The following is a 25,194-nucleotide window of genomic DNA, read 5'->3' on the forward strand; positions in this document are numbered from 1 at the left end:
GGTCGTGCGCCGCCGTGCACCTGCTGTTTACCGACAGCCACGTGTGATCCGGAATACATTCGTTGCCCCCATGTGTTGTGAGTTCTATGCTGAAAGCCATAGTCAGGAGGCGCGCCGATGTGGATCGTTGAGGTCAACATCCTCGGTCGCAGATTCACGTACCGGGGACCCAACCGGACCCGGGCGTTCCGGCTCAGCCCTCGCACCGTGCAGTCGCGCCTGGCGCAGCTTCGGCACGTGCGAGCCGCTTGATGTCGGCCATCGCCACGAAGGCCACGAACAAGCGCGGCAGCACCCGTCACCGGATGTTGTTGAGCGCCGCGGAGGTGTTGCGCGAGCGCGGTGCCGCCGGCGTCACGATCGACGAGGTGCTCACGCGTAGCGGCGCGCCGCGCGGGTCGGTGTACTACCACTTCCCCGAGGGCAGGAATCAGCTCCTCACCGAGGCCCTCCGGTTCGCGGGCGATTCCATTGCCGCCGACATCGACGACGCCGTCGGCCAGGGTGGAGTTGCCTTGGTACGCAACTTCGTCGAGTTCTGGGAGCGCACGCTGGTCGACAGTGACTTCAACGCCGGGTGTCCGGTGGTCGCGGCCGCGATCGGCTCTGCCGACGACGACCCCGAGCTGAGCGCCGTTGCCGGCGAGATCTTCAACCGCTGGCGCGCTGCACTCACCCGCGCGTTCGTGACCGACGGCTTCGACGAGGCCGACGCCGGGTCACTTGCGGTGACCTGCATCGCCGCCATGGAAGGGGCGGTGGTGCTGTGCCGGTCAACCCGCAGCGCCGAGCCCCTTCGCGAGGTCGCCCAGCAGATCGAATTCCTGGTCAAGTCACGGGAGTTCGTGCGCCGCAACGGAATACCGGGCACCGAACACTAAGCGGCGGCCCACCTGGCGCAGACGAAGTCACCGTTGACCCCAGACTCGGCCAGCCGCCACTCCGATCGAACCGGCAGCACGGGCGCGCCCGAGCCCAGGGAGCACGGGGCATAGCTCACGATCATCTCGTCGATCAGGCCGGCAGCCACGAACTGCGCCGCGACGTGGCCGCCGCCGACCACCCAGACGTCCCTGCCCGCCGCCGCCGACACCAGTTTGGCGTGCAGTTCGGCGACGTCGCCGTCGAACGTCTGCACCGGGTGCCCGGCCTCGATGATCTCGGGGCGGCTGGTCAGCACCCACGACGGCTGCTCGTATATCCAGTCGCCGGGATGGTTCTTCACCACCCAGTCGTAGGTGGCTGATCCCATCGCAAGGGCGCCAACGGATTTCGCGAACGCCTCATAGCCGAACGGGCCATTGGCGTCGATGGCTCGAGACGTCAGCCAGTCCAGGCTGTCGGCGTCGTCGACGATGAACCCGTCCAGGCTCGACGCGGTGAAGTAGACGGTGGCCATGTCAGTTTCCTCTCATCCAGTCCAGTGGATCGCCGTGCTTGGTGGCGATTCCGTGGCGGGTCAGCATGGTGCGGGCGAGCTCCCGCCGGTGCGCGGAGTAGGTCAGGACGTGCGCGACGATCCCGTACAGCTGAAACGACTCGGGTGGATCGCACAGCGCGTCGATCACCGTGTCCGTCAGCCGGCCCTGTTCGGCGTAGTCGACGACCATCGCGGTCCACCGCGTCGCGACGTCGTCGTGATCGGCGGCGAGCCGGTCCGGCGGCCGCAGTTCCGGCCGGGTGGGCAGGTCGCGGCCCTCGATGCTGGCCAGCCACACCTCCTTGGACCACACGATCGCCCCGAGCACAGCCCCGACGCTCGGCTCCTCGCCGTCCCAGTCGAGGACGACCTGGTCCGGCGAAATCGGTTCGGCCCACTGGTCTTCCGACAAGCGGGCGGCCCGCGTGATCAGGTAGGCGGTGTCGGCGACGTCGTGCGCCATCATCAGCCGCGAGACGTCCGGTTGCTCAGCATCGCCGCCTGCGTCCAGCCACAACGACTGCGGCGGGTGAAAGTGCACGCCGTTGGGCGCGGGCAGCCGGAACCCCACGTCGGAGGCCTGCGACGGTGGAACGCCGAACGTCCGGCGGAACGCGCGGGAGAACACCTCGGGCGAGGACCAGCCCTCGTCGACGGCCACCGCCGCGACCCCCTCACCGCGCTGCAACCGCCACGCCGCGCGCTCGAGCATCACCCGCCGGCGCAACGCTGCGGGTGGCTCGCCGGTCAGCCGACTGACCTCACGGGAGAAGTGGAACTCCGAGGCGTGACTGCTCCGTGCCATCCCGGCGACGTCCGTGTTGTCTCCGCCGACGACGGCGTCGAGCAGCTCGCGCAGGCGATCGCGCCGCGGACCCGGTGAACTCGGTTGCACACTCACGGTCACCGAGTATCGTCGCGCGCCGCGTGCGGCGACATGACTTTTCCTGCTGCGTCGACGCGGGAACCTCGGCAGTAGACTCACCAATCCTGTGAGCGAATTCGACGCACTGTGCGCCAACGACGCCGAACTGGCCGAACTGCGGTCGGCCATCCGGGGCTTCCTCGCCGCCGATCGGGAGCGGTTCGGTTGGCTGCCCGCCGTCGACTGCTGGCTGTCGCGATGGGACGCCGACTTCAGCGTCCGCCTCGCCGACGCCGGGTTCGTCGGGCTGACCATCCCCGCCGAGTACGGCGGCCGGGCGCCGACGGTTGGCGCCGGCTATCTGCACCGCTACGTGGTCACCGAGGAATTGCTCGCCCAGGGCGCCCCGGTCGGCGCGCACTGGATCGCAGATCGACAGGTCGCCCCGGCGCTGCTGACCTACGGCACCGAGGAACAGCGCCGTCGCCTGCTGCCACGGATCGCGGCGGGCCGGCTGTACTCGGCGATCGGCATGAGCGAGCACGGCGCGGGATCCGACCTCGCTGCAGTTCAGACCAGGGCGACCCGAACCGACGGCGGCTGGGTGCTGAACGGGACCAAGGTGTGGACCAGCGGCGCGCATCTTGCGCATCAAGTCGTGGTGCTGGCCAGGACCAGCCCGAGAGATCCCGAGCATCGCCACGCCGGGTTCAGTCAGTTCATCGTGCCGACCGACGCGGCAGGGGTGACCGTCAGCCCGATCATCCTGATGGACGGTGAGCACCACTTCAACGAGGTGCTGTTCGACGGCGTTGCGCTGTCCGACGGCGACGTGTTGGGTGAGATCGGGGACGGTTGGCACCAGGTCACCGCGGAACTGGGTTTCGAGCGCAGTGGACCAGAGCGCATTCTGTCCACCGCCACAATGCTTTTCGCTGTCATTCGAACGCTGGCCCGGCAGGGCCGTATCGACGACAGGACCGCCGCCGAGGTCGGCGATCTGGTGGGCCGGATGATCTCGCTGCGGCAACTGTCGGTGTCCGTCGCGCGGGCGCTCACCGACGGTCAGGACGCGGCCGCCAGTGCCGCGATGGTCAAGGACCTCGGCACCCGGTTCGAGCAGGAGTCCGTCGACGTCGCGGCCGACCTGATCGACGACGTCGAGCGCTCGTCCCCGGATGCTGCCCGCTTGCGCGCGATGCTGGCCACCGCACGCGTGCACTCGCCGCTGTTCACGCTCCGCGGCGGCACCAACGAGGTGCTGCGCGGCGTGGTGGCCAAGAGCCGCGAGACGCTGCCTGCCGCACCGCGTGACGAGATCGACCGTCTCGTCGACGACGTGGGGCGGCGCTCCTTCGACGCCAAGCTCGGGCGTCGCGGCCTTCCGGAGGAGTTCGACGCCGAGCTGTGGCGCACGCTCGAGGAGACCGGACTGACCCGGCTGACCAGTGCACAGGGCGCGAGTCTGCGGGAGTCGGCGGTGGTGCTCGACGGGCTCGCCCGCTGGGCGGCAGCGGTGCCGGTCGCCGAAACCGACCTACTCGCAGCATGGTTGGCGGAGCAGGCGGGCCTTCAAGTGCCCGACGCCGGGCCGATGTCCGTAGCCATCGCCGACGCGTCACCCGACGGCGGAAGGATCGCAGGCACGGCGACCGACGTACCGTGGCCCCGATCTGGTCCGGTACTGCTGGCCGTGCGTGCCGACGACGCCACCTTCGTCACCGTCCTCGACGACGCCGAGATCGTCGACTCGCACACCTTGGCGGGCGAACCGCGCGGGGCGATCGCCTTCGACGTGCCTGCGGCCGACACCGTCGCACTGTCCCGCGCCGTCGGCGACGAGTTGGCGCGCCGCGGCGCGTGGGCGCGCTGCGTGCAGATCATCGGCGCCTTCTCGGCGGCCGCCGACCTCACGGTCAGGCACATCGGCGAGCGGAAGCAGTTCGGCCGCCCGTTGAGCAAGTTCCAGGCCGTCCAGCACGCGCTGGCCGAGATGCTCGGCCAGATCGAGCGGTCCAGGGCGGCAACGGTATTGGCTACCGCCGCGGCCGCCGACTTCGGGTTCGACAGCTCCAGGGCCGACTACGCGGTGACGGTGGCGAAGGTGGCGGTGGGTCGCGCGGTCGGCCCGGTGACCACCATCGCCCACCAGTTGCACGGCGCGATCGGGACGACCATCGAGCATCCGCTGTGGCTGGCCACAATGCGTGCGCGCAGCTGGTCCGACGAGTACGGCACGACGGGGTGCCACGCGAGAAGGCTTGGGCGGATGGCACTGTCGGGCGACGATCCGTGGGATCTGGTGGTCGGCCCCTAAGTATCCAGCACGGCATCGACCCGAGCCTCGACGACGGCCCGGTCGCCGAGATCGTCGAGGTCGATGCCGAACCGGTCGGTCAGGGCGTCGACTACCTGTGCGGCGGTGTCGAACCGGATCCGCTCTGTCTCGCCATCCCGATGGATCGCCAGGTTGCGGCCGCGCAGATTCCGGCGTTCGTCGTCGGTCACCAGTGCCGCCGTCAACCCGGTGACGAAATAGGACCCGGGATGTGTAGAGACATACCAACTCCCGGTCTCGAGATCGATTCGCGGCTGGGGACGGGTGTTGAACTGGTACAGCGGCTGCCATTCATCGCGGACTTGGGCCTGGAGCGTCAGCTCTGTGACATCGGAGCCATCGGCGACCAAGCGGTACGGCTCGTGCCGCGTCGATTGGACGGGTCCGGCTTCCAGTCGCACCGGCGACGACAGGGTCTGACCGCCGAATCCGACGTCGACCAGGAACGGTCCGTCCGTGCCGGGCATCGTCACCGACAGCACGTTGTGCGTCAGCGCGGGCAGCGGCGCATCCGGCTCCTTCATCCAAACCACGCGGCCGGCGAGACGCTCGACGCCGTAGCCCAACGCCTCCAGCACGAAACCCATCAGGCCGTTGTGCTCGTAGCAGTAGCCGCCGCGGCGCCGGTGCACCAACTTGTCGGTCAACGCCGCCGGGCCGAGGTCATCGACCGGTACCCCCGTCAGCGGGTCGAGGTTCTCGAATGGGATCGACCGGTTGTGCGCGGCCACCAGGCCGCGAAGCGTGTCCAGCGTCGGATCCGTCGATCCCCCGTACTCGACGCGGTCGAGGTATCCGGCCAGATCCAGTTCCGTGGCAATGCTCGTCATCGGTCCATGGTGCGACCTCAACTGTGATTCAGGTCAAGAACACCCACTGGATGTGACGTGAGCTACAGCTACGGCACGACGAAGTGAAATCAAGGAAGCTGAGCTAATGACACTATTGGCGCAAGCGACATTGGTCGCAGCTGCCGCGTCGCTGATGGCCATCAGCCCCGCAATCGCATCGGCCACTCCCACCGAACCCACCGGCGCCGCCGTGATGCCGATGGTCAGCAAGTTTCGCGCCTGCGACTTCACCGCGGAGATCTGGGTGAACGCCGGCGGTGACGCCCGCGGGGTTACCTACCTCAGCACGTCGGGGTCGAACGTCGTGGCCAACGTCGACCTGGCGACCGCCGAGCCCAACACCCACTACGACGTCCGGATCATTCAGACGCCGCGGCCGTCCATGGGCTGCGCGCCCGGCGCGCCCGGCGTCATCACCGGCGGTCTGCAGACCGACGCGGGCGGCGCGGGACACACGACGCTCCAAGGCCCGATCGAATCGAACGCGACCGGCGCCTGGGTGATGATCCAACGCCCGGCGGCCAACTCCCTGACGCCTGAGGAGTTCTACACCTCGGAGTTCGTCGGCTCGATCTAAACCAGGAGCAACCTGACCGACGAGATCCGGGGGTTGACCCGACCCGGTACCATCAAAACTAGAACACGTTCCAATTCTTCAGGGGGTCCCGTGGACGCGACCGATATCGAGCCGCCGGAAGTCACGAAGTGGGATCCTGGCCTCACCGAACGGGTGATGGGCTGGATTCGGCCGCTGATCAAGGGTTACCACCGCGCCGAGGTGCGCGGGCTGGACGACTTCCCGCCCGGCGGTGCACTGGTGGTGGCCAACCACTCCGGCGGCATCTTCCCGATGGACGTGCCGGTCTTCGCGACGGGCTTCTACGAGAAGTTCGGCTACGACCGGCCAGTCTTCACGCTCAGCCACGACATCATCTTCACCGGGCCCACCGCCGACTTCTTCAGGAAGACCGGCTTCATCCCCGCCAACCACGAGAACGCCGACGAGGCGCTGCGCTCGGGCGGGATCGTCGTCGTCTTCCCCGGCGGCGACTACGACGTCTACCGGCCGACGACGTCGGAGAACAAGATCGACTTCGACGGTCGCACCGGCTACGTCCGGGCGGCGCTGAACGCCGGCGTGCCGATCGTGCCGACGGTGTCGATCGGCGGGCAAGAGGCCCAGTTGTTCCTGTCGCGCGGCGAGTGGCTGGCCAAGGCGGTCCGACTGGACAAGCTCATGCGGGTCAAGATCCTTCCGATTACCTTCGGTTTCCCGTTCGGCCTGTCCGCCGTCCTTCCGGTCAACGTGCCGTTGCCGACCAAGATCGTCACCCAGGTATTGGCTCCGATCGACATCGTGGCGACGTTCGGCGAGGATCCCGACGTCGATGAGGTCGACGCCCACGTCCGGCACGTCATGCAGCGGGCCCTCGACGAGTTGGCCAGGGAACGCCGCATCCCCGTGCTTGGCTGAAAACGTGGCGCTCACCGACACGATCGGCCTGGTGTCCACGATGGTGCGGGCCGGTGTGATCGCACCGCTTCGGCCCGACAAGTACGTCAGGATCGCCGCCGCGATGGCGCGCGAGAACATGGGCATCACTTCGGGTTTCGCCAGCGCGGCGGCGCGCTGCCCCGACCGGCCCGGGCTGATCGACGAACTCGGCACGCTGACGTGGCGGGAGATCGACCGGCGAAGTGACGCGTTGGCCGCGGCGCTACAGGCCCTGCCCGGCGGTGGACCCAAAGTGGTCGGGATCATGGCCCGCAACCACCGTGGCTTCGTCGAGGCGCTCATCGCCGCCAACCGCATCGGTGCCGACGTGCTGCTGCTGAACACGTCATTCGCGGGCCCCGCCCTTGCGGAGGTGGTGGTGCGCGAAAAGGTCGACGCCGTCATCTACGACGAGGAGTTCACCCCCACCGTCGACCGGGCGCTGGCCGAACACACGGGCGCCAGGCGCATCGTGGCGTGGACCGACACCACCGACGGAGGGCAGGAGCGAAGCGACCCGGGAAATGACACCGCCGACCTCACCGTCGAGAAGCTGATCGACGCATGGTCTGGAAGCCAACCCAAGCGCACCAAGGCCAAGAGCCGGGTGATCTTGTTGACGTCGGGCACCACGGGATCGCCCAAGGGCGCCAGCCACTCGGGCGGTGGACCGGAAACGCTCAAGGCGATCCTCGACCGGACCCCATGGCGGGCGGGGGAGGTGACGGTCGTCGTCGCGCCGATGTTCCACGCCTGGGGCTTCTCGCAACTGGCCTTCGCCGCGTCGATGGCGTGCACGATCGTCACCCGGCGCAAGTTCGACCCCGAGTCCACCCTCGACCTCGTCGACCGGCATCAGGCCACCGGATTGTGCGTCGTCCCCGTGATGTTCGACCGGATCATGGATCTGCCCGACGACGTCCGCGGGCGCTACAGCGGCCGGTCACTGCGGTTCGCGGCCGCCTCGGGATCCCGGATGCGCCCCGATGTCGTGACCAGGTTCATGGACCAGTTCGGTGACGTCGTCTACAACAACTACAACGCCACCGAGGCCGGCATGATCGCCACCGCGACGCCCGCCGACCTGCGCGCCGCCCCCGACACCGCGGGCAGGCCCGCCGAGGGCACCGACATCCGCATCCTCGACGCCGACTTCCGCGAGCGGCCGACGGGTGAGGTGGGCACCATCTACGTTCGCAACTCGACGCAGTTCGACGGCTACACCGGGGGCTCCACCGAGAAAGGCAAAGCCTTTCACGACGGTTATATGCACTCGGGCGACGTCGGTTACCTCGACGACGCGGGCCGGTTGTTCGTCGTCGGCCGCGACGACGAGATGATCGTGTCCGGCGGCGAGAACGTCTACCCGATCGAAGTGGAGAAGACGCTGGCCGCTCATCCCGAGGTCGCCGAGGCCGCGGTGGTGGGTGTGGACGACGAGCAGTACGGCCAGCGACTGGCGGCGTTCGTCGTGCTCGACGCCGGGGCAGCGGCGACGCCGGAGACACTCAAGGCGCACGTCCGGGAGAACCTGGCGAACTACAAGGTGCCGCGCCAGATCGCCGTGCTCGACGAATTGCCCCGCGGCAGCACTGGCAAGATCCTCCGTCGTGAGCTTCACGCGCTTCTCCATGCGGCTGGCGACGAGACGTAGGCGGTATCCGCTGCTGCGTGCGGTCGCGGAGCTGGTCAACGCCAGCAACGCGGCGCACCCGCTGGGCCGCAAGGGCTATGTCACGCTGCCGGTGTTCGCGTTCGGCTGGCCGACCGGCGAGGCCGCCCCCGTGGTGGCCGGTGCGTCGATGCTGGACGCCGCCCGACGCGGCCTGCGGGGCGACTTCACGGGCCTCCGCGGCCGAATCGCCCTGGCGCTGACGGTGCTCAGCTGGGGCGTGCTCGGTTTCGTCTACCGCCGTTCCGCGCAGTCCCAGCACTACTTCGAGGATCCGCTGCGCGAGACGCTCGGCGAGAACTACGAGGCGGTCGCCGCGCAGGAGCGACGCCGCAGGCCGGGCGGTGTGCTCCGCACGTCGTGGAGCAGGCGGCAGTACGTACAGAAGACGAGCACCGTCCGCTACGGACCGCACCGGGTCAACGTCGCCGACGTGTGGCGGCGCGCCGACCTCCCCCGTGACGGGCGTGCCCCAGTGCTGCTGCAGGTGCCCGGCGGCGCATGGGCGATCGGGATGCGCCGCCCGCAGGCCTACCCGCTGATGAGCCACCTGGCCGAGCGCGGCTGGGTCTGCGTGTCGATGGCGTACCGGGTGAGCCCGCGCAACAGCTGGCCCGCGCACATCGTCGACGTGAAGCGGGCGCTGGCATGGGTCAAGGAAAACATCGCCGAATACGGCGGCGACCCGGACTTCGTGGCGATCACGGGAGGCTCGGCGGGCGGACACCTGACCGCTCTAGCGGCGCTGACGCCGAACGATCCGCAATGGCAGCCCGGCTTCGAGGACGCCGACACGTCGGTGGTGGCGGCCGTCCCGGTGTACGGACGCTACGACTGGTTCAGCACCAAGGGGGCCGGCCGCCCGGAGTTCATCGCCTTTCTGCAGAAGTTCGTGATCAAGAAGCGCTTCGCCGGGAACGGGCAGGTGTACGTGGACGCGTCACCCATCGCCAAGGTCCGGTCCGACGCTCCACCGTTCTTCGTGCTGCACGGCCAGGACGACTCGATCATCCCCGTCCGGGAGGGGCGCGCGTTCGCCGCGGCGCTGGAGGAGGCGTCGGACCACCCGGTGGCGTACGCAGAGATTCCGCACGCCCAGCACGCCTTCGACTTCTTTGGCTCGCCGCACGGCCACTACACCGCCACGGCGGTGGCCCACTTCCTGGACTGGGTGAAGGCCACCCGGGGTTGACCGCGTAGAAGGGCCTTCTCATGGCTGGCGATACCGAACCTTCCCGGGACGAGATGGGCTCCGGCGTCGAACCGCCCGTTTTCGCCGAGGGTGCGTCGGGCATTCGGGCTCCTGGAACGCCTCGCTCCCGCGATCGGAGCGAGGTGGGCCGTCGAGCTGTGGTGCACACCGCCCGTCATGGAGTCGAGTTTGCGCATGCCGCCGGGTGTTTCGCCGGGCGAGCCGGTCGAGGCAGCGTGGTCCGGACACCGGATCGCCGGGGAGTCATGGGGCACTGGGCCACCGGTGTACCTCGTGCACGGCTGGGGCGGCTGCCGCGCGCATCTGGCGATCTTCGTCAAACCGCTCGTCGCGGCCGGCCACCGGGTCATCGCGTTCGACCTGCCGAGCCACAACGAGTCCGATCCAGGCGCACTCGCGCCCGGACGCACCACGATCGTCGAGTGCGCCCACGCGGTACGCGCCGTCGTGCAAGCACACGGGCCCGCGCACGCGATCGTGGCTCACTCCCTCGGTGCGAAGGCTGCCGCGTTGGCGACGGAGTGGGGCACACCGGTCGAACGTCTGGTGTTCCTGGCGCCGATGGGTGACTTCTCGATGTATCTGGACCTCTTCGCCGATCGCCACGGCTTCGGACTCCGCATCCGCACCGGGCTGCATCGCCGTCTCGATCGACGAGTTGGCATGCCGCTGTTCGACACCGACATCTCCCACGTGGCGGCCGCAATCAACAGTCCGACGCCGCTTCTGGTCATCCACGATCCCGATGACCCCGACAGTCCCTACGCGACGAGCGAGAAGGTCGTCGGCATTTGGCCTGACGCACGCTTGGTCACCACCCGTGGGCTCGGGCGGCTTGCGCACTACCGCATCCTGCGACATCGCCCTGCGATCAATGCCGGCATCGACTTCATCGGCCACTCAGCCGGACAATCTCAAGACGTGACATGACGTCGTCGCGGACAGTCGAGCCGCATCCGCGGATGCAGAACCCCTTCTTATCCGCGGATACGGTGGGATAGCATCCGTGCGTGCCGTCGATCCGAATCCGCGAGGCCGCCGGCCTGCTCGGGGTCAGCGACGACACCGTCCGGCGATGGATAGACCACGGCAGTCTGTCCGCGACTGAGGACGACTCCGGGCGCATGGTGATCGCGGGTGACGTTCTCGCGGAGTTCGCCCGCGCCAATGCGGCTCCGGTGCCGCAGGATCCGCTTGGAGTCGCCAGCTCGGCACGCAACCGTTTCGTGGGCCTGGTGACCAAGGTCGTCACCGACAAGGTGATGGCTCACGTCGAGATGCAATGCGGACCGTTCGTCGTCGTATCGCTCATGAGCGCCGATGCCGTGCGCGAGCTGAAACTCGAGCCAGGCAGCGTCGCCGTCGCCGTCGTCAAGGCCACCACCGTCATCGTCGAGACACACCGAGGAGATTCGTGAAGCGCGCTCTTGGACTAGTCATGGCGGGCGTCGTGTCCATGGCCGTGGCGACCGGCTGCGGGTCGTCGACCGACTCGTCCTCGCCGGCCACCTCATCCGGCGGCTCCACGAGCACGGCGGCGGCAGGCGGGCAACTCGTCGTGTTCGCTGCAGCGTCACTGAAGAAGACGTTCACCGACATCGGCGAACAGTTCAAGACCGACAACCCCGGTTGGTCCGTCGACTTCACCTTCGCCGGTTCGTCGGACCTGGTGACCCAGTTGACCCAGGGCGCCAAGGCCGACGTGTTCGCCTCCGCAGACGAGAAGAACATGGACAAGGCGACCCAGGCCGGGCTGCTCTCCGGTGCCCCCGTCGACTTCGCGTCCAACACCCTCGTCATCGTCACCGCGCCGGGCAACCCGAAGAAGGTGAGTTCGTTCGCCGATCTGGCCACGCCGGACCTGAGTGTCGTCGTGTGCGCACCGCAGGTGCCGTGCGGATCGGCGACGAAGAAGGTCGAGGACGGGACCAAGGTGACACTCAACCCGGTGAGCGAGGAATCCTCGGTCACCGACGTGCTGACGAAGGTGACCAGCGGGCAGGCCGACGCGGGAGTCGTCTACGTCACCGACGCCATCAGCGCTGGCGACAAGGTCGCCCAGGTCGACTTCGTGGAGTCATCCGTTGCGGTCAACACCTATCCGATCGCGGTGCTCAAGAGCGCAACCGACGCGGACGCGGCCAAGAAGTTCGTCGACCTGGTGACCAGCGAGGCGGGCCAGAAGGTGCTGTCGCAAGCGGGCTTCGCCAAGCCCTGACTCGGTGACGGCTACTGGGCCATCGCGCCCTCGACGACGGTGAGCTCTTCGGAAAGCCCAGCGGCGCGCCGGATTTCGATGAACGCCTCGATCATGCCCTTGGTCAGCTCATGCGGGTCTTCGAGCGTGGCGCCGTCGGACAGCACCGAGATGTTCAGCTGGTCGACGTAGCTCCACACGGTGATGTTCAGGCCGCTGCCGGTGGTGAGCGGGCCCACCGAGTAGATCTCGGTGACCAATGCGCCGCCCACCCGGCCGTGCTCGCGGGGGCCTGGCACGTTGGAGATGGGCAGGTTGAGCACCTTGTTCTGACCGTCCTTGTTGGCCAGCCAGCGGAACAGCGCCTCGGCGGGCGCGGGCGGGAAGTATGCCGACCAACGGCTGACCAGTTCGGGCCCCATCAGGTCGTGAGCCTCCTTGGCGTCCACCGCCGCGTCGTGCACGGCCTGCACGCGCTCGAGCGGATCCTCGAGCTCCACGGGCAGCACCATCATGACGCCGGTGAAGTAGTTGCCCGAGATCCGATCGCGCGAGAAGTCGAAACTCACTGGGACGGAAGCCAACAACGGGTGATCGGCGTTGCCGTCGTAGCGCAGCAGAAGCTTGCGCAGTGCCCCAGCCGAGATTGCGAGCACCATGTCGTTGATGGTGGCGCCCAGGTGCTTGCCCGTCGCCTTGACGTCGGCGAGCGCCAGCGACGCGGTCGCGAACTTGCGCGTGCCGTCGACCATGTGGTTCATGAAGCTGGGTGGCGGCGTGAACGGACGGGTCAACTCCGGCGACAACTTCCGCGAACTCTTGCGCACCCGACTCAAGCCCGCGGCGGTGTAGCGCATCACGCCGGGCAGTCTGCCGATCTGGCGCAGGTGGTCGCCGAACGCGGTTCGCACCAGCTCCGGCCGGGTCGGCGCGGGATCGGTTGCGTACCCGTCCCGATCGGCCTGCGTCCCATCCGACAGATCCATCCCGCGCGCCATCAGGTTCGCCGACGCGACCCCATCGGCCAAGGCGTGGTGGATCTTCCCCAGCACGGCGATCCTGCCGTTGGCAAGCCCCTCGATGAAGTACATCTCCCACAGCGGCCTGCTGCGGTCGAGTGGTGTGCCGGCGATCTTGCCGACCGCCTCGTCGAGTTGGCGCCTGCCCCCTGGGCTGTCCACCCGGTACGGCCGCACGTGGTAGTCGATGTCGACTTCGCAGTTCTCCCGCCACATCGGGTGGTGGAACTTGAACGGGATGTCGACGAGTTCGTAGCGGAAGGGGTCGAGCTTGTAGAGCCGGCCACGGATCACCTGACGGAACTCGTCGATGCCGAACTGTCGGCCCTTGAGGTCGTCGAGCGTGATCACGGCGAGCTTGAGGGTGTGCATGTGCACTGCCGGTGTTTCGCTGTACAGCAGCACAGCGTCCCACCCGCTGAGTCTCTTCACCCGAACCTCCTACCCGGAGGCTATATAACCTGCTTCTCCCGGATGATCGTCCGGTTTCGGTGTACTTCATTGAGGAACAAGCCGATTGCCGTGGCCATCGAGCCGGTGCGGGCACCGTCGGTCATGTCGAACCCGTGCCCGGCGCCCGGCAACTCGACGTAACCGACCAGGGCTCGCGACGCGGACCGCAGCTTCTCCACGAAGTCACGCGCCTGCTGCACCGGGATGACGGTGTCGCCGCTGCCATGGATGACCAGGAACGGCGGCGCGTCGGCGTGGGTGCGGGCGATCGGCGAGGCCTTGCGGAAGATCTCCGGGTGTCTGTCGATCTTGCGCTTGACCACCACGTGCTCGAGGAAGTCGACGAAGCGGGCCCGCTCGACGGTGGACCGGTCCTCCCAGTCGTAGCGGCCGTAGATGCCGACGACGGCGGCGACGGACGTGTCGGACCCCTCGGGAAGATCGTCCTGGAGCTCGGGATCGTTGGCCGTCAGACCGGCCAGGGCTGCGAGATGCCCACCGGCCGACGTACCGGCCAAAGCGACGAAGTCGCGGTCGCCGCCGAACTTGTCCACATTGGCGCGCGCCCACGCGATGGCGGTCTTCACGTCGGTGATGTGTTGGGGCCAGCGGTGATTCGGCGCAACCCGGTAGTCAATGGACAGGCACACCCAGCCCATCTCGGCCAGGTGCGACATCAATGCGTAGCCCTGCAGCAGCCGGCTGCCGTGCACCCATGCGCCGCCAGGAACGAACAGCAGCACCGGTGCGGGTTGGGTGGGCAATTCCTCGCGGCGCCACACGTCGAGCAGTTGCGCCGGGCTGTCGCCGTAGCGCACCGAGGACCGGTACACGTTCTTGCGATGCTCGAACGCCTTCCACACCGGTGGGGTGCGCTCGGGCGCGGGCCAGGTGATATCGAGATCCTTTGCAGGCACGACACCCCTCAACGCGGCTTCGGTCACGGTGTTGGTGGCGTCGCGCTCCTGCTTGCGCACCTCGCCGATGCCCGGCGTGAACCACGACTTCACCGCCGCCACGAGGAAGTCCGGCATGTGCCGGACACCCCAGATGCTCATCGCCGTGGCGCCGCCGAGCGGCTCGAGATGCCTGCCGATTACGGGCAGCGAGGTGGATGCGACGCTCATCGCCAGCATGTAATCGGCGGGGCCTGCCTTCATCAACCAGCGCGCTCGCGTGGTCCAGGTCGGTCCGGGGTACCGGGTGTCCGGGCGAGCCGTCATTTCGCGACTGTACCTCGGCTACTCATTGGGACACGACAACTCTGGGATGTTGTCTACCAACGGCACATTTGCCCGATTGCTGTGACCTGTATCACAGGTACGAGCTGGGCTTTTCGGTGGTTAAGTCGAGCGGTGGGCAACTCTGCGCTAGCGATCACCGACGACCACCGCGACCTCGCCGACGCCGCAAACGGCCAGCTCAAACGGCTGAACAGCCTTGCTGCGGCCAGGGCCACACTCGACTCGGACACCGACGGCGCCAACCACCCGGCCGCCCTGTGGTCGGCCGCCGCCGACGTCGGGTGGCAGGGCCTTGCCGTCGCCGAGGAATACGGTGGTTCGGGCTTCGGCCTGTCCGAGCTGGCGGTGGTGCTGGAGGCACAGGGCCGTGAGCTGTGCCCCGGCCCCTTCCTGCCCACCGTGGCGGCCGCGGTGGTGATCGACCGCTGCGCGCCCGATTCGGTTCACGCGCAACTTCTTCCGGGACTCGCCGATGGCAGTGTGGTGGGCGCGCTTGGCTTGTCGGGCAGCGTCACCGTCGGCTCGGACCTGGTGGTCGCCGGTGAGAGCCCGGCCGTGCTGGGCGCTCCGGATGCGGCCGTGCTGGCGGTCATGGCCGGAGACGACGTCGTGCTGGTCGACGCCGATGCCGACGGCGTCACGGTGACCACGCTGTCGTCGCTGGACACCACCCGCAGCATCGGATCGGTCGCACTGCGCAACGTCGCCGTCGCCGAGGAGCGCGTGCTCCGCGGCGCCGCGCGACGCGCCCGCACCGTCTTCCGCATCCTGGCCTCCGCCGAGGCCGTCGGAATCAGTTGGGCCACATTGGACATGGCCGTGGAGTACGCGAAGGTCCGCGAGCAGTTCGGCCGCACCATCGGCACCTTCCAGGCCGTCAAGCACCACGCCGCGAACATGCTCGTCAACGCCGAGCAGACCACGGCGGCTACCTGGGACGCCGCGAGGGCAGACGACCTCGACAGCGCCTGGTTCGCAGGCGCCGTCGCGGCGTCGCACGCCATCCGAACTCAGATATTCAACGCGCAGTACAACATTCAGTTGCACGGCGGCATCGGGTTCACGTGGGAGCACGACGCGCACATGTACCTGCGGCGGGCCCGCACGCTGGCGGCGGTGATGGCTGACGGCGCCGAGCCCCTGATCGACGTCGTCGACGGCCAGCGCGGCGGCCAGGCGCACGGCGCCTCGTTCACGCTGCCCGACGAGGCCGAGGAGTACCGCAAGCCCGCCCGCGACGCCGTCACCACGTGTAAGTCCCTGCCTGCAGAGCAGCAGCGTGACTTCCTGGTCGACTCCGGGTATTTGGTGCCGCACTGGCCGAAACCGTGGGGTCGCGGTGCGGGTGTGCTGGAGCAGTTGGTGATCGAGGAGGAGTTCGAGAACGTAGAACGTGCCGACATGGGCATCACCGGCTGGGTGACGCTGACGATCGCCCAGGCCGGCAACGACGACCAGCGCGAGCGCTGGGTCGAACCGGTGCTGCGCGGCCAGGTGATGTGGTGCCAGTTGTTCTCCGAGCCCGGTGCGGGTTCCGACGCCGCGGCGGTGCGCACGGCGGCCAAGAAGGTCGACGGCGGCTGGCGGATCACCGGGCAGAAGGTGTGGACCAGCCTGGCGCACCAGTGCCAGTGGGGGCTGGCGACGGTGCGCACCGATCCCGATGCCCCCAAGCACGCCGGGGTCACGATGATGGCGATCGACATGGCCTCGCCGGGGGTGACGGTGAATCCGCTTCGCGGCATGACGGGTCACGCCCACTTCAACGAGGTGTTCTTCGACGACGTGTTCGTGCCCGATTCCGACGTCGTCGGCGACGTCAACCGCGGCTGGCTGGTCGCCCGCGCCACGCTGGGCAACGAGCGGATCTCCATCGGTGGCGGATCCTCTGCGCCGACGGGGTTCACCGTGGACGACCTGATCAAGCTGCTCGACAGCGCACCGGCCGACACCGCCACCAGCTACATCCGGCGAGCCGGCGAGGTGATCGCCGAGGGCCACACGCTGCGGCTGCTCAACCTGCGCCGGGTCACCCGGGCGATCTCGGGCGCCGAGCCGGGCCCTGAGGGCAACGTGACCAAGCTCCTGCTCGCCGAGCAGTCCCAACACCTCACGGAGCTGGGCATGGACCTGGCCGGGTCCGCCGCCGTCGTCGGGCTGACCCCTCAGCTGGCGACGACCTACCTCGGTAACCGCGCCATGACGATCGCGGGGGGCACCTCGGAGATCACCCGCAACACCATCGCCGAACGCATCCTCGGCCTGCCGCGGGACCCGCTGCTGAAGTAACGGAGAAGCCACGGGTGCAGTAACGAAGGGCCACGGGCTGGGCACGACGCCGCGGATTGTGCCAAGCTTGACTATCGTGGCTAGCAAACTCGGCCCGGCGAGCGAGTCGCCATCGTCGAGCAACGGCGCAGAAACCGTCGACCTCGCGTCGGTGCTCGCCGCGCTCCAGCACACGCAGACACCAGCCGAGGATCAGCATCCATCCACCCGCGCGAACCGGCGTGGTCTTCTGACGTTGGCGTTGATTGGCCTGATCCTCGGGGGCGTCATCCAACTTGCCACCTCCACGCCCGAGCGCGAACGGACCGCGTCCAACGGCGCGAGCCGCGCCGAGGTGGTCTTCAGCAACGCCAAGAGCGGTACCTGCCTGAGCTGGCCCCCCGACCAGCCCGACAAACCGTCCTTCGTCCAGTGCACGGCCGACCACATGTTCGAGGTCGCGAAGCCCGTCGCGATGAACAATTTCGGCGAGCCGTGTCAGCTGGCGGCGCGCCAGTACCTGGGTGACCGGTACGACCCCGCCAGCAGGTTCACGATCGGCGTCATCTGGCCAGGGGACGCCGTCGGAACACCGGCCAGTGAGCGAAACCTGCTGTGCGGACTACAACTCCTTGGACCAGGAGGTCGACCGGTCCCATTCACGGGCAAGATCGCCGAAATCGACCAGTCCAGGGTATGGCCGGTCGGCACATGCCTCGGCATCGATGAGACGACACATGGATCGACGGACGTGCCGGTGGACTGTTCGTCATCGCACGCTCTGGAGGTGACCGGAGCGGTGAACCTGGCGGAGCGGTTCCCCGGGGCCTTCCCCGCCGAGCCCGAACAGCAGGCATTCCTCGCCGAGTCGTGCACGCGGGCGGCAGACGCCTACCTCGCGCCGAAAACGCCGCAAGCAAGGGGTTTGGCAAGCAACTACGACACCGTGTCACCGGGGAGCTGGGCAGCAGGCAGCCGACAGGTGTCGTGCACCGTCGGTGACAGGCGGGAGAACGGTTGGGCACCACTGGCCGGCAGCGTAAGGGGTCCGTTGCCTGCCGACCTCCCTCCAGCGTCATCCCCTGAACCCGCACCGCCGCCGCCGAGCCCGTCCGATCAACCGCCACCGCCCGTGTACGAGGAGCCCCTGGTCCCGCTGCCTCCGGTCACCGCAGCGCCTCCGACGACGACAGCCGCTCCGGCACCAACGACCACGACCACGACGACGGCCGCCACGTCGCCGCCACCGCCGGGAGTGCCGGGAGCGCCAGGCCCGCTGCCGGGTCCGCCGCCGGGAGCGCCAGGCCCGCTGCCGGGTCCGCCGCCGGGAGCCGAGCCTTCAACCGAACAGAGCCAAGGCCCCCAGCCGGGCGTCATAGAGGTACCCGGCATGGCGCCGATCACGCTGCCGTGGTTGGTGCCACCGCCACCACCGCCACCACCGCCACCACCGCCACCAGCATCCGGGGTGTGACCGTCCGCCGTTCCTGATTAGCGCGCCCAACGTGCGGTTGTTCACGGCGCCACTCGGGCGATGTGTACGACAACCGTACGTTGGGCGTTGACTTCGCACACGGACCCCTAACGCAGGGCGGCGCGGCCGCGGATGCGACCCAGCAGCACCAGCGCCAGCAGCGTGACCAGCAGCAGGATCGTCGTGCACGCGGCGGCCTGGAACGCCTGGCCGCGGTCGGTCAGCGCGAAGATGGTCACCGGCAACGTCTTCCACGTCGCGGGGTAGACCATCACCGTGGCCCCCAGCTCGCCCATCGACAACGCCACGGCCAGGCCCGCCGCCGCGCCGAGGGCCGGCCTGCTCGAGTCGACGACGGCCATGCCGATGCTGCGCCTGCACCGGCGGTCGCTCGACACCGAGGACCGGCCCATCGAAGTGGTGCGCTCGTTGTACCGCGGTGACCGCGTAGCGTTCGAGGCCATGCCCAACGACCGCGGCTGACGACGGCGGCGCAATCGGTACGCCCTTCAGTAGCCCGGCTTGTTGGCCACGATGATGAGGCGACTGATCTTGTCGTCGTCCAACGAGAAGTAGAAGGTGAGCACCAACGGGTCGGGTACGCCGGTCTTGTCGTAATCGCCATCGATTTCAGCGCCGACGATGTAGTCGCCGTGATGCTCGCGTACGTCAACGAACTTGGTGGTGACGACCTTGTCGCCGACGCTTTCCCGATCGGCCCAGCGTTGGATCGACTTGGGTCCCCAGAACTCCCGCTGGATGTCGTTCACCACGGCGTCGTCGGCGAACGCCGAGACCATGCCCGCGCTGTCGAAGGCGTTCATCGCGGTGAAGTACTGGCGGATTGGGTTGGGCATTGCGTCGGTCATGATTGCGGTCATGCGGTTTCTCCCTTTCGTTGCATCGGGCTGACTGGACCCACAACCCACCTTGTTGCCTCCCCCTGGGGGAGGGTCAACCCTGCGGGGGCACCACCCACGCCGGTGCTCGCTCAAGAACGTAAGGTCGGTTGGGTGGCCGACTTTCATCCAGAGCTGGAGCGCACCGCCCGGTTCATTCCCCGCACGATCATCACCCGCTACACGCTGCCCCTCATGCGCGCGGCGGGGCGACTGGTGGGCCGCAACACGCCTGCCGACATCGAGACCCTGACACTCGCCTCGGGTGTCGGCGTGCGCCTGCACCGACCACCGGGCGCGACGGGCACCGGGCCAGGCATGGTGTGGATTCACGGTGGCGGCTACGTGATCGGCAGCGCGGCGCAAGACGACGCCATCTGCCGCCGGTTCGCGCGCGACCTCGGCATCACGATCGCCGCGGTCGAATACCGGCTGGCACCGGAGTACCCCTACCCGATTCCGGTCGAGGACTGCTACTCGGCGCTGACCTGGCTGGCCGGGCTGCCCGCGGTCGATCCCGCACGGGTGGTCATCGGCGGCGCCAGCGGGGGCGGAGGCCTTGCGGCCGCCCTGGCGCTGCTGGCTCGGGACCGCGGCGACGTCGACGTCGCGGCGCAGATGTTGGTCTACCCGATGCTCGACGACCGGTCGGCGACCGCAGAGGGAATCGACGGCCGCAACCATCGGTTGTGGTCGCAGTCCTCCAACCGATACGGCTGGTCGAGTTACCTCGGCGACGCTGACCCGAAGGTCGCCGTGCCCGCCCGACGCGACGACCTTCGCGGGCTACCGCCCACGTGGCTCGGTGTCGGCACCCTGGACCTGTTCCACGACGAGGACCTCGCCTACGTCGAGCGACTGCGGGCGGCAGGGGTGCCGTGCGACCTCGAGGTGGTCCAGGGCGCATTCCACGGCTTCGACGGCGTCGTCCCGAAAGCCTCGGTGTCACAGTCGTTCTTCAACAGCCAGGTCGAGTTCCTGCGTCAGACGCTCAGGCGGACGGAACCGGCGGACGCCTGAAGTCGTCGCCGCTGCGGTACTTGCCCGCCGCTGGGCGTTCGCGCGGGCAGATCATGACCGTCTCAGATCGAATTCGACGGGCAGCGTGGCCGGTCCGGTGACTCCGACCATCGACGGCCACGGGGCCGGTCCGGTGCGGCGCAGATTGGGCATGCGCTGGGCCATCATGGTCAGCGCTTTGGCGAGTTCGAGCCGGGCCAGATGTGAACCCAAGCAGTAGTGCGCACCGCTGCCAAAGCTCAGCGTGCCGACCGTGTTGTCGCGGGTGATGTCGAATCGGTCGGGATCGTTGAAGGCTGCCGGGTCGCGGTTGGCGGCCGCGGTGTTGGCCAACACGATCGTTCCCGCCGGGATGCGGAGGCCCGCCAGCTCGACGTCTTCGGTGGCGATGCGGGGCAGGGCGAAGCCGATCGGTCGGTAGCGCATGAGTTCCTCCACCGCGCGAGGAACGAGTTCGGGCCGTTCGCCGAGCAGCGCCCATTGGTCGGGATGATCGCAGAGAAGGTCTACGGAAGCGGCCAGTTGGTGGCGTGTGGTGTCGGTGCCTGCGCCGAGCAGGGCCACGGCAAGCGCCAGCAGTTCGTCGTGGTCGAGTTTTTGCCCATCGTCTTCAGCGCGGATCAGCTCTGAGATCAGGTCGTCGGTCAACGTCTGACGCCGGCAAGCGATCATGTCCTCGAGATAGTCGTCGAGGGCCTGCCAGGCGTTGAGGATGCTGGCTTCGTCGGCAGCGAGATTCCAGTCGAAGATCTTCTTGATGTCATTGGACCAGTCGGAGAACAGCTTCCAGTCATCGCGTGGTGTGCCGAGAAGTGCGCAGATCACCGGGGTCGGGAACCGTTCGGCGACATCGCACACGACGTCGCACCGTCCCCGTGCCAGGTGCGGCTCGAGCAATTCGGTGATGATGTCGACGATCAGCTGTTGGAGGCGCGCGGTGGCTCGGGGGGTGAACGCCTTGGCCACCAGGCGGCGCTGCCGGTGATGGCGCTCGCCGTCGATGGACAAGATCAAGGTGGTGATCCGATGCCACAGTGGCCCTGCGGTGATGCCCTGCGCTTCGGCGCCGGGCCGGTGCGCGGTGGCGAACCGCGGGTCGCGCAGCACCGCGCGGACCAGCTCGTAGGTCAGAACCTCGGGCCCGAGCGCGCCGAGGGCGATCGGCGCATCCCGGCGTGCCTCGGCGATGGCGCGGTGGGCGTCTTCGGGGTCCTGTAACTGCAGGTATTCCAGGGACGGCAACCCGGCCTCGAAGACGGTCGGGCAACTGCTGATGGATTTGGTGTCGGTGGTCATGGTGGTCTCCTCGGGTCGGTTGACTCGAGAATCCGATCCCGCGGGCCCAAGTCCATCGGTCGCACCGCGTAGAAAACGCCAGCAAGGGGTCGTAGATACGACGGGTTCCTGGCGCGATCTACGCATCAGCGCCGATGTTTGCGGGTCACGTACGCCGCAGTGTGGCTAGCATGAGCGAAATCGACGCGGTGTCGTTGGTCTGGAGCGACCTGGGCGTGAGCGAGCTGGTACCGACCGGAACGGTGACGTTGCTGCTGGCCGACGTCGAGGGCTCGACTCGGCTGTGGGAGACCCAGCCCGAGGAGATGACCGCGGCGTTCGCAAACCTCGACCGTGCCCTGGCGCAGGTGGTGGACGCCCATCACGGGGTCCGCCCGATCGAACAGGGCGAGGGCGACAGCTTCGTCATCGCCTTCGGACGGGCCAGCGACGCGGTCGCCTGCGCGCTCGAGTTGCAGCGGGCTCCGCTGGCTCCGATCCGTCTGCGGATTGGGCTGCACACCGGTGAGGTCCAGCTTCGCGACGAAGCCAACTACATCGGGCCCACCATCAACCGCACCGGCCGGCTGCGGGATCTAGCACACGGCGGACAAACCGTGCTGTCCAATACGACAAGTGGTTTGGTCGATGAACGGTTGCCCGCCGATGCGTGGCTGACCGATCTCGGTGCTCATCCGATTCGGGATCTGCCCCGCCCCGATCGCGTGATGCAACTCTGCCATCCCGAGATCCGCAACGAGTTCCCACCACTTCGAACCTCCAAAACCACCCGCTCGCACAATCTTCCGGCCCAGCTCACCAGCTTCGTCGGGCGCCAAGCCGAAATGGACGAGCTAGGGCGAAGCCTTAGTGACAATCGCTTCGTCACCCTGACCGGAGCCGGCGGCGCAGGCAAAACGCGACTCGCCATCGAGGTCGCGAGCCGGCTCACCACCGAGTTCGACGACGGCGTGTGCTACGTCGAACTGGCACCCATCACCGATCCCGCGCTCGTACAAGTAGCGGTCGCCCGTGCACTCGGTCTTCGAGACGAACCGGGCCGGTCTGCCCTCGACTCGGTGGCGCGGTTCGTCGACGATCGACGAATTCTGATGGTGCTGGACAACTGCGAGCACGTCCTCGACGCCGTCGCCGACTTGACCACGACCCTGTTGAGTGCGTGCGCGCAACTATCCCTGTTGACCACCAGCCGTGAACCCATCGGATTGGCCGGCGAGGTCATCTACCGCGTGCCATCACTGTCGCTGGACGACGAGGCTATCGAACTGTTCGCCGATCGCGCACGCCGAGCTCGACCGGCGCTGACTCTCACCGACGAAAACGCAAGAGCCATTGCAGAAATCTGTCACCGCCTTGATGGCGTCCCGCTGGCGATCGAACTCGCGGCGGCGCGCGTACGGGCCTTGTCCCTGGAAGAGATCCTCGACGGTTTACACGATCGATTCCGGCTGCTGACCGGCGGATCGCGCGGTGCGGTGCGACGCCAACAGACACTTCGGGCATCGGTGGACTGGTCACACGCACTGCTGACGGAACCCGAACGCGTGCTGCTCCGTCAGCTGGCGGTATTCATGGGTGGGTTTGACATCGTCGCGGCTGAGGCAATCGCGGGCGGCGACGTCGAGCGCCATCAGGTGATCGACTTGATCACCCTGCTCGTCGACAAGTCTCTGGTCAATGCGGAATACACCAGCGGCCCAACACGATACCGTCTGCTCGAAACGGTGCGCCAGTACGCCCTGGAGAAGCTCGGGGAGTCCGGCGAAGCTGATGTGGTCCGCACACGTCACCGCGACCATTACAACGCCGCGGCCGCGAAGCTTGACGCCCCGAGAGTGACTGACATAGATCGGCGCGTTGACTGGGCCGACGGCGAGATCGACAACCTACGTGGGGCGTTCACGTGGAGCCTTGAACTCTCGCAGATTGATCGAGCGCTGGAGCTGGCGTCGGCGCTGCATCCGCTGTGGGTGACGAAGGGCCGCTTCACGGAAGGACTGAGCTGGTTCGACACTGTGCTCAATGGAACGGGCCACACCCTGCAACCCGCGTTGCGAGGGCTGGCAATGGCCGACCAGGCCGCGCTCGACGCATACGCCGGCGCGGTCAGCCTGGAGCTTGCCCAGCAGGCATTGGCGATCGCCCGCGATATCGGCGATCAGAAGCTGACGGTCAGGGCACTGACGGCGTGCGCGGGGCAGGCCGTCTATCGAACGGACATCGTCCAGCGGTACCTGGATGAGGGCATCGACCTCGCGCGGAAATCCGGCGAGGGGTGGTGGTTGCGCCAGCTGCTCGGTTGGCGGGCATTCAATGGGAACGCAACCGGTGACCTGGGTGTGCCGCTCATGGCGGCCGAAGAGGGTTGCGCCCTCGCTGATGCGGCCGGGGATGGGTTCCACGGTCGCATCTTTCGATTGTGGCTTGCCTTGGCGAAGACCTGCCTCGGCGATCTGGCAGAAGGAAATCCCGGGTTACGCCGTGTGCTCGAGGACGCTGACGCGGCTCACGACCCCGTTACGCGGGCACTCTGCCTGATCACCTTGTCTTTCGGACTCACTTACCAGGGTGAGTTCGACGCCGCTCGGGTCACTGCCGAAGAGTCCATCGCAGCTGGGGCAGCGATCGGGGGTTACAACCTCGATAACGCCTACGCGGTGTTGGGGCTGGCAGCCTTTGCCGCAGGAGATCTGGCGGAGGCAAGGATCGCATGCGAAAAGGCGTTGCACCACCAGGTTCCTGAGCGGGAGCCGCTGACGCTGAGCCTCGCCCCCCTGGCAGAGGTGGCCACCGCCTGCGGCGACCCCACCGAAGCGCGCCGCTGGGCCGACACTGTGGTGTCAAAGACCAGTTACTGGCATTTGATGCGAGCGCTGGGCACGCGTGCCCGGGTGGCACTCGCGCAGGGAGAACCACAACAGGCTGAACGGGATGTCTATGACGCACTGGCGATGGTCACCGACATGCAGGCGCACTTGATGACGCCGGACCTGCTCGAAACCCGCGCGGTGCTGACCGCACGAACCGGAGGTCACAGCGAGGCCGCACGGCTGTTCGGCGCCGCGCACGCGATGCGGCTGCGCATCGGCGTTGTTCGATTCAAGATCGATGAGGGCGACTATGTCCACGATGTCGAGGACGTTCGTACCGCCCTGGGGGACAGTGACTTCGAGGCAGCCTGGGATCAGGGCGCCGCGTTGTCGACGGAGGAGGCGCTCGCTTATGCACAGCGTGGGCGTGGGGAACGTAAGCGGCCTGACAGCGGTTGGGAGTCGCTCACGCCAACCGAGCGCGACGTCGTGAAGCTGGTCAGCGAAGGCCTGGCCAATGCCGATGTCGCCAAGCGCCTGTTCATCTCGCCGCGAACGGTGCAAACCCATCTCACGCACGTGTATGCAAAGCTCGGGTTGACCTCACGCGTGCAACTCGTCCAAGAAGCAGCACGCCACACCTGAACCCCGCCGACGGGT

At 67.8% G+C, this 25,194-nt stretch carries 19 protein-coding genes and 4 pseudogenes; 15 read left to right on the plus strand and 8 right to left on the minus strand.

The window, feature by feature from the left end; all coding sequences use genetic code 11:
* The first annotated feature begins 251 nt into the window (after positions 1–251).
* Entirely contained in the window at positions 252–881 is a 630-nt protein-coding gene (locus tag QOC69_RS22690) for a TetR/AcrR family transcriptional regulator (RefSeq protein WP_526443801.1), read from the plus strand.
* Here the strand turns inward: QOC69_RS22690 and QOC69_RS22695 are convergent.
* Entirely contained in the window at positions 878–1,399 is a 522-nt protein-coding gene (locus QOC69_RS22695; RefSeq protein ID WP_526443803.1) for a dihydrofolate reductase family protein, read from the minus strand. The two genes, QOC69_RS22690 and QOC69_RS22695, sit on opposite strands and share 4 nt — an antisense overlap.
* Position 1,400: 1 nt before the next feature.
* The gene (locus QOC69_RS22700; protein ID WP_526443805.1) at positions 1,401–2,327 is read right to left on the minus strand and encodes a helix-turn-helix domain-containing protein; all 927 of its coding nucleotides are present in this window, start codon (positions 2,325–2,327) and stop codon (positions 1,401–1,403) included.
* A gap of 85 nt (positions 2,328–2,412) precedes the next feature.
* On the opposite strand from QOC69_RS22700, the pseudogene QOC69_RS22705 reads away from it, so the two are divergent.
* Both QOC69_RS22705 and QOC69_RS22710 read left to right on the plus strand, forming a co-directional pair.
* Positions 2,413–3,567, plus strand: a pseudogene (locus tag QOC69_RS22705) (acyl-CoA dehydrogenase family protein); the annotation flags it as partial.
* Positions 3,556–4,602 carry an acyl-CoA dehydrogenase family protein gene (locus QOC69_RS22710; protein WP_526443860.1) on the plus strand — a complete coding sequence of 349 codons (1,047 nt, stop codon included), beginning with the start codon at positions 3,556–3,558 and terminating at the stop codon, positions 4,600–4,602. The pseudogene QOC69_RS22705 and the gene QOC69_RS22710, both read left to right, overlap by 12 nt.
* Here QOC69_RS22710 and QOC69_RS22715 read toward each other — a convergent pair.
* A complete protein-coding gene (locus QOC69_RS22715) occupies positions 4,599–5,453 on the minus strand; it encodes an arylamine N-acetyltransferase family protein (RefSeq protein WP_526443807.1) in 855 nt (284 codons plus the stop codon). The genes QOC69_RS22710 and QOC69_RS22715 overlap by 4 nt on opposite strands.
* A gap of 106 nt (positions 5,454–5,559) precedes the next feature.
* Between QOC69_RS22715 and QOC69_RS22720 the strand changes: the two genes are divergently transcribed.
* The 7 genes and pseudogenes from QOC69_RS22720 (at position 5,560) to modA (ending at position 12,072) form a co-directional block, all read left to right on the plus strand.
* Positions 5,560–6,051: a hypothetical protein gene (locus QOC69_RS22720; RefSeq protein ID WP_526443809.1), complete on the plus strand. Its 492-nt coding sequence runs from the start codon at positions 5,560–5,562 to the stop codon at positions 6,049–6,051.
* 90 nt (positions 6,052–6,141) lie between these two features.
* Complete coding sequence (locus QOC69_RS22725; RefSeq protein WP_526443811.1) at positions 6,142–6,948, plus strand: lysophospholipid acyltransferase family protein; 807 nt, start codon at positions 6,142–6,144, stop codon at positions 6,946–6,948.
* A gap of 40 nt (positions 6,949–6,988) precedes the next feature.
* Positions 6,989–8,623, plus strand: a complete 1,635-nt coding sequence (gene fadD12, locus QOC69_RS22730) for an acyl-CoA ligase FadD12 (RefSeq protein WP_526443862.1) — start codon at positions 6,989–6,991, stop codon at positions 8,621–8,623.
* Entirely contained in the window at positions 8,601–9,833 is a 1,233-nt protein-coding gene (locus QOC69_RS22735; protein WP_526443864.1) for an alpha/beta hydrolase, read from the plus strand. The genes fadD12 and QOC69_RS22735 overlap by 23 nt, the downstream gene beginning before the upstream one ends.
* Positions 9,834–9,853: 20 nt before the next feature.
* A pseudogene (locus tag QOC69_RS22740) lies at positions 9,854–10,784 on the plus strand (alpha/beta fold hydrolase).
* Positions 10,785–10,864: 80 nt separating this feature from the next.
* Entirely contained in the window at positions 10,865–11,272 is a 408-nt protein-coding gene (locus QOC69_RS22745; RefSeq protein WP_526443813.1) for a TOBE domain-containing protein, read from the plus strand.
* Positions 11,273–11,292: 20 nt separating this feature from the next.
* Positions 11,293–12,072, plus strand: a complete 780-nt coding sequence (modA, locus tag QOC69_RS22750; protein WP_526443866.1) for a molybdate ABC transporter substrate-binding protein — start codon at positions 11,293–11,295, stop codon at positions 12,070–12,072.
* Positions 12,073–12,083: 11 nt separating this feature from the next.
* Here modA and QOC69_RS22755 read toward each other — a convergent pair whose 3' ends face one another.
* Together QOC69_RS22755 and QOC69_RS22760 are read right to left on the minus strand one after the other, a co-directional pair.
* Positions 12,084–13,502 carry a WS/DGAT/MGAT family O-acyltransferase gene (locus QOC69_RS22755; RefSeq protein WP_526443815.1) on the minus strand — a complete coding sequence of 473 codons (1,419 nt, stop codon included), beginning with the start codon at positions 13,500–13,502 and terminating at the stop codon, positions 12,084–12,086.
* Between the two features lie 20 nt (positions 13,503–13,522).
* Positions 13,523–14,746, minus strand: a complete 1,224-nt coding sequence (locus QOC69_RS22760; protein ID WP_526443817.1) for an alpha/beta hydrolase — start codon at positions 14,744–14,746, stop codon at positions 13,523–13,525.
* A 132-nt stretch (positions 14,747–14,878) separates the two neighbouring features.
* Between QOC69_RS22760 and QOC69_RS22765 the strand changes: the two genes are divergently transcribed.
* Complete coding sequence (locus tag QOC69_RS22765) at positions 14,879–17,056, plus strand: acyl-CoA dehydrogenase family protein (protein ID WP_526443819.1); 2,178 nt, start codon at positions 14,879–14,881, stop codon at positions 17,054–17,056.
* Positions 17,057–17,132: 76 nt separating this feature from the next.
* Positions 17,133–18,509: a septum formation family protein gene (locus QOC69_RS22770; RefSeq protein ID WP_526443820.1), complete on the plus strand. Its 1,377-nt coding sequence runs from the start codon at positions 17,133–17,135 to the stop codon at positions 18,507–18,509.
* 107 nt (positions 18,510–18,616) lie between these two features.
* Here QOC69_RS22770 and QOC69_RS22775 read toward each other — a convergent pair.
* Positions 18,617–18,850, minus strand: a pseudogene (locus QOC69_RS22775) (ABC transporter permease); the annotation flags it as partial.
* Between QOC69_RS22775 and QOC69_RS22780 the strand changes: the two are divergent.
* Positions 18,831–18,992 (plus strand): annotated as a pseudogene (locus QOC69_RS22780) (UTRA domain-containing protein); the annotation flags it as partial. The pseudogenes QOC69_RS22775 and QOC69_RS22780 overlap by 20 nt on opposite strands.
* 26 nt (positions 18,993–19,018) lie before the next feature.
* Here the strand turns inward: QOC69_RS22780 and QOC69_RS22785 are convergent.
* A complete protein-coding gene (locus tag QOC69_RS22785; RefSeq protein WP_526443822.1) occupies positions 19,019–19,390 on the minus strand; it encodes a nuclear transport factor 2 family protein in 372 nt (123 codons plus the stop codon).
* A gap of 132 nt (positions 19,391–19,522) precedes the next feature.
* On the opposite strand from QOC69_RS22785, the gene QOC69_RS22790 reads away from it, so the two are divergent.
* A complete protein-coding gene (locus tag QOC69_RS22790) occupies positions 19,523–20,428 on the plus strand; it encodes an alpha/beta hydrolase (protein ID WP_526443824.1) in 906 nt (301 codons plus the stop codon).
* A gap of 51 nt (positions 20,429–20,479) precedes the next feature.
* Here the strand turns inward: QOC69_RS22790 and QOC69_RS22795 are convergent, their stop codons facing one another.
* A complete protein-coding gene (locus QOC69_RS22795; protein ID WP_526443826.1) occupies positions 20,480–21,724 on the minus strand; it encodes a cytochrome P450 in 1,245 nt (414 codons plus the stop codon).
* Between the two features lie 170 nt (positions 21,725–21,894).
* On the opposite strand from QOC69_RS22795, the gene QOC69_RS22800 reads away from it, so the two are divergent.
* Positions 21,895–25,179, plus strand: coding sequence for a helix-turn-helix transcriptional regulator (locus QOC69_RS22800; protein ID WP_526443829.1), 3,285 nt, complete (start codon positions 21,895–21,897; stop codon positions 25,177–25,179).
* The last annotated feature ends 15 nt before the right edge of the window (positions 25,180–25,194 follow it).

This window comes from Mycobacterium sp. (assembly GCF_032162105.1).
Classification (GTDB): domain Bacteria; phylum Actinomycetota; class Actinomycetes; order Mycobacteriales; family Mycobacteriaceae; genus Mycobacterium.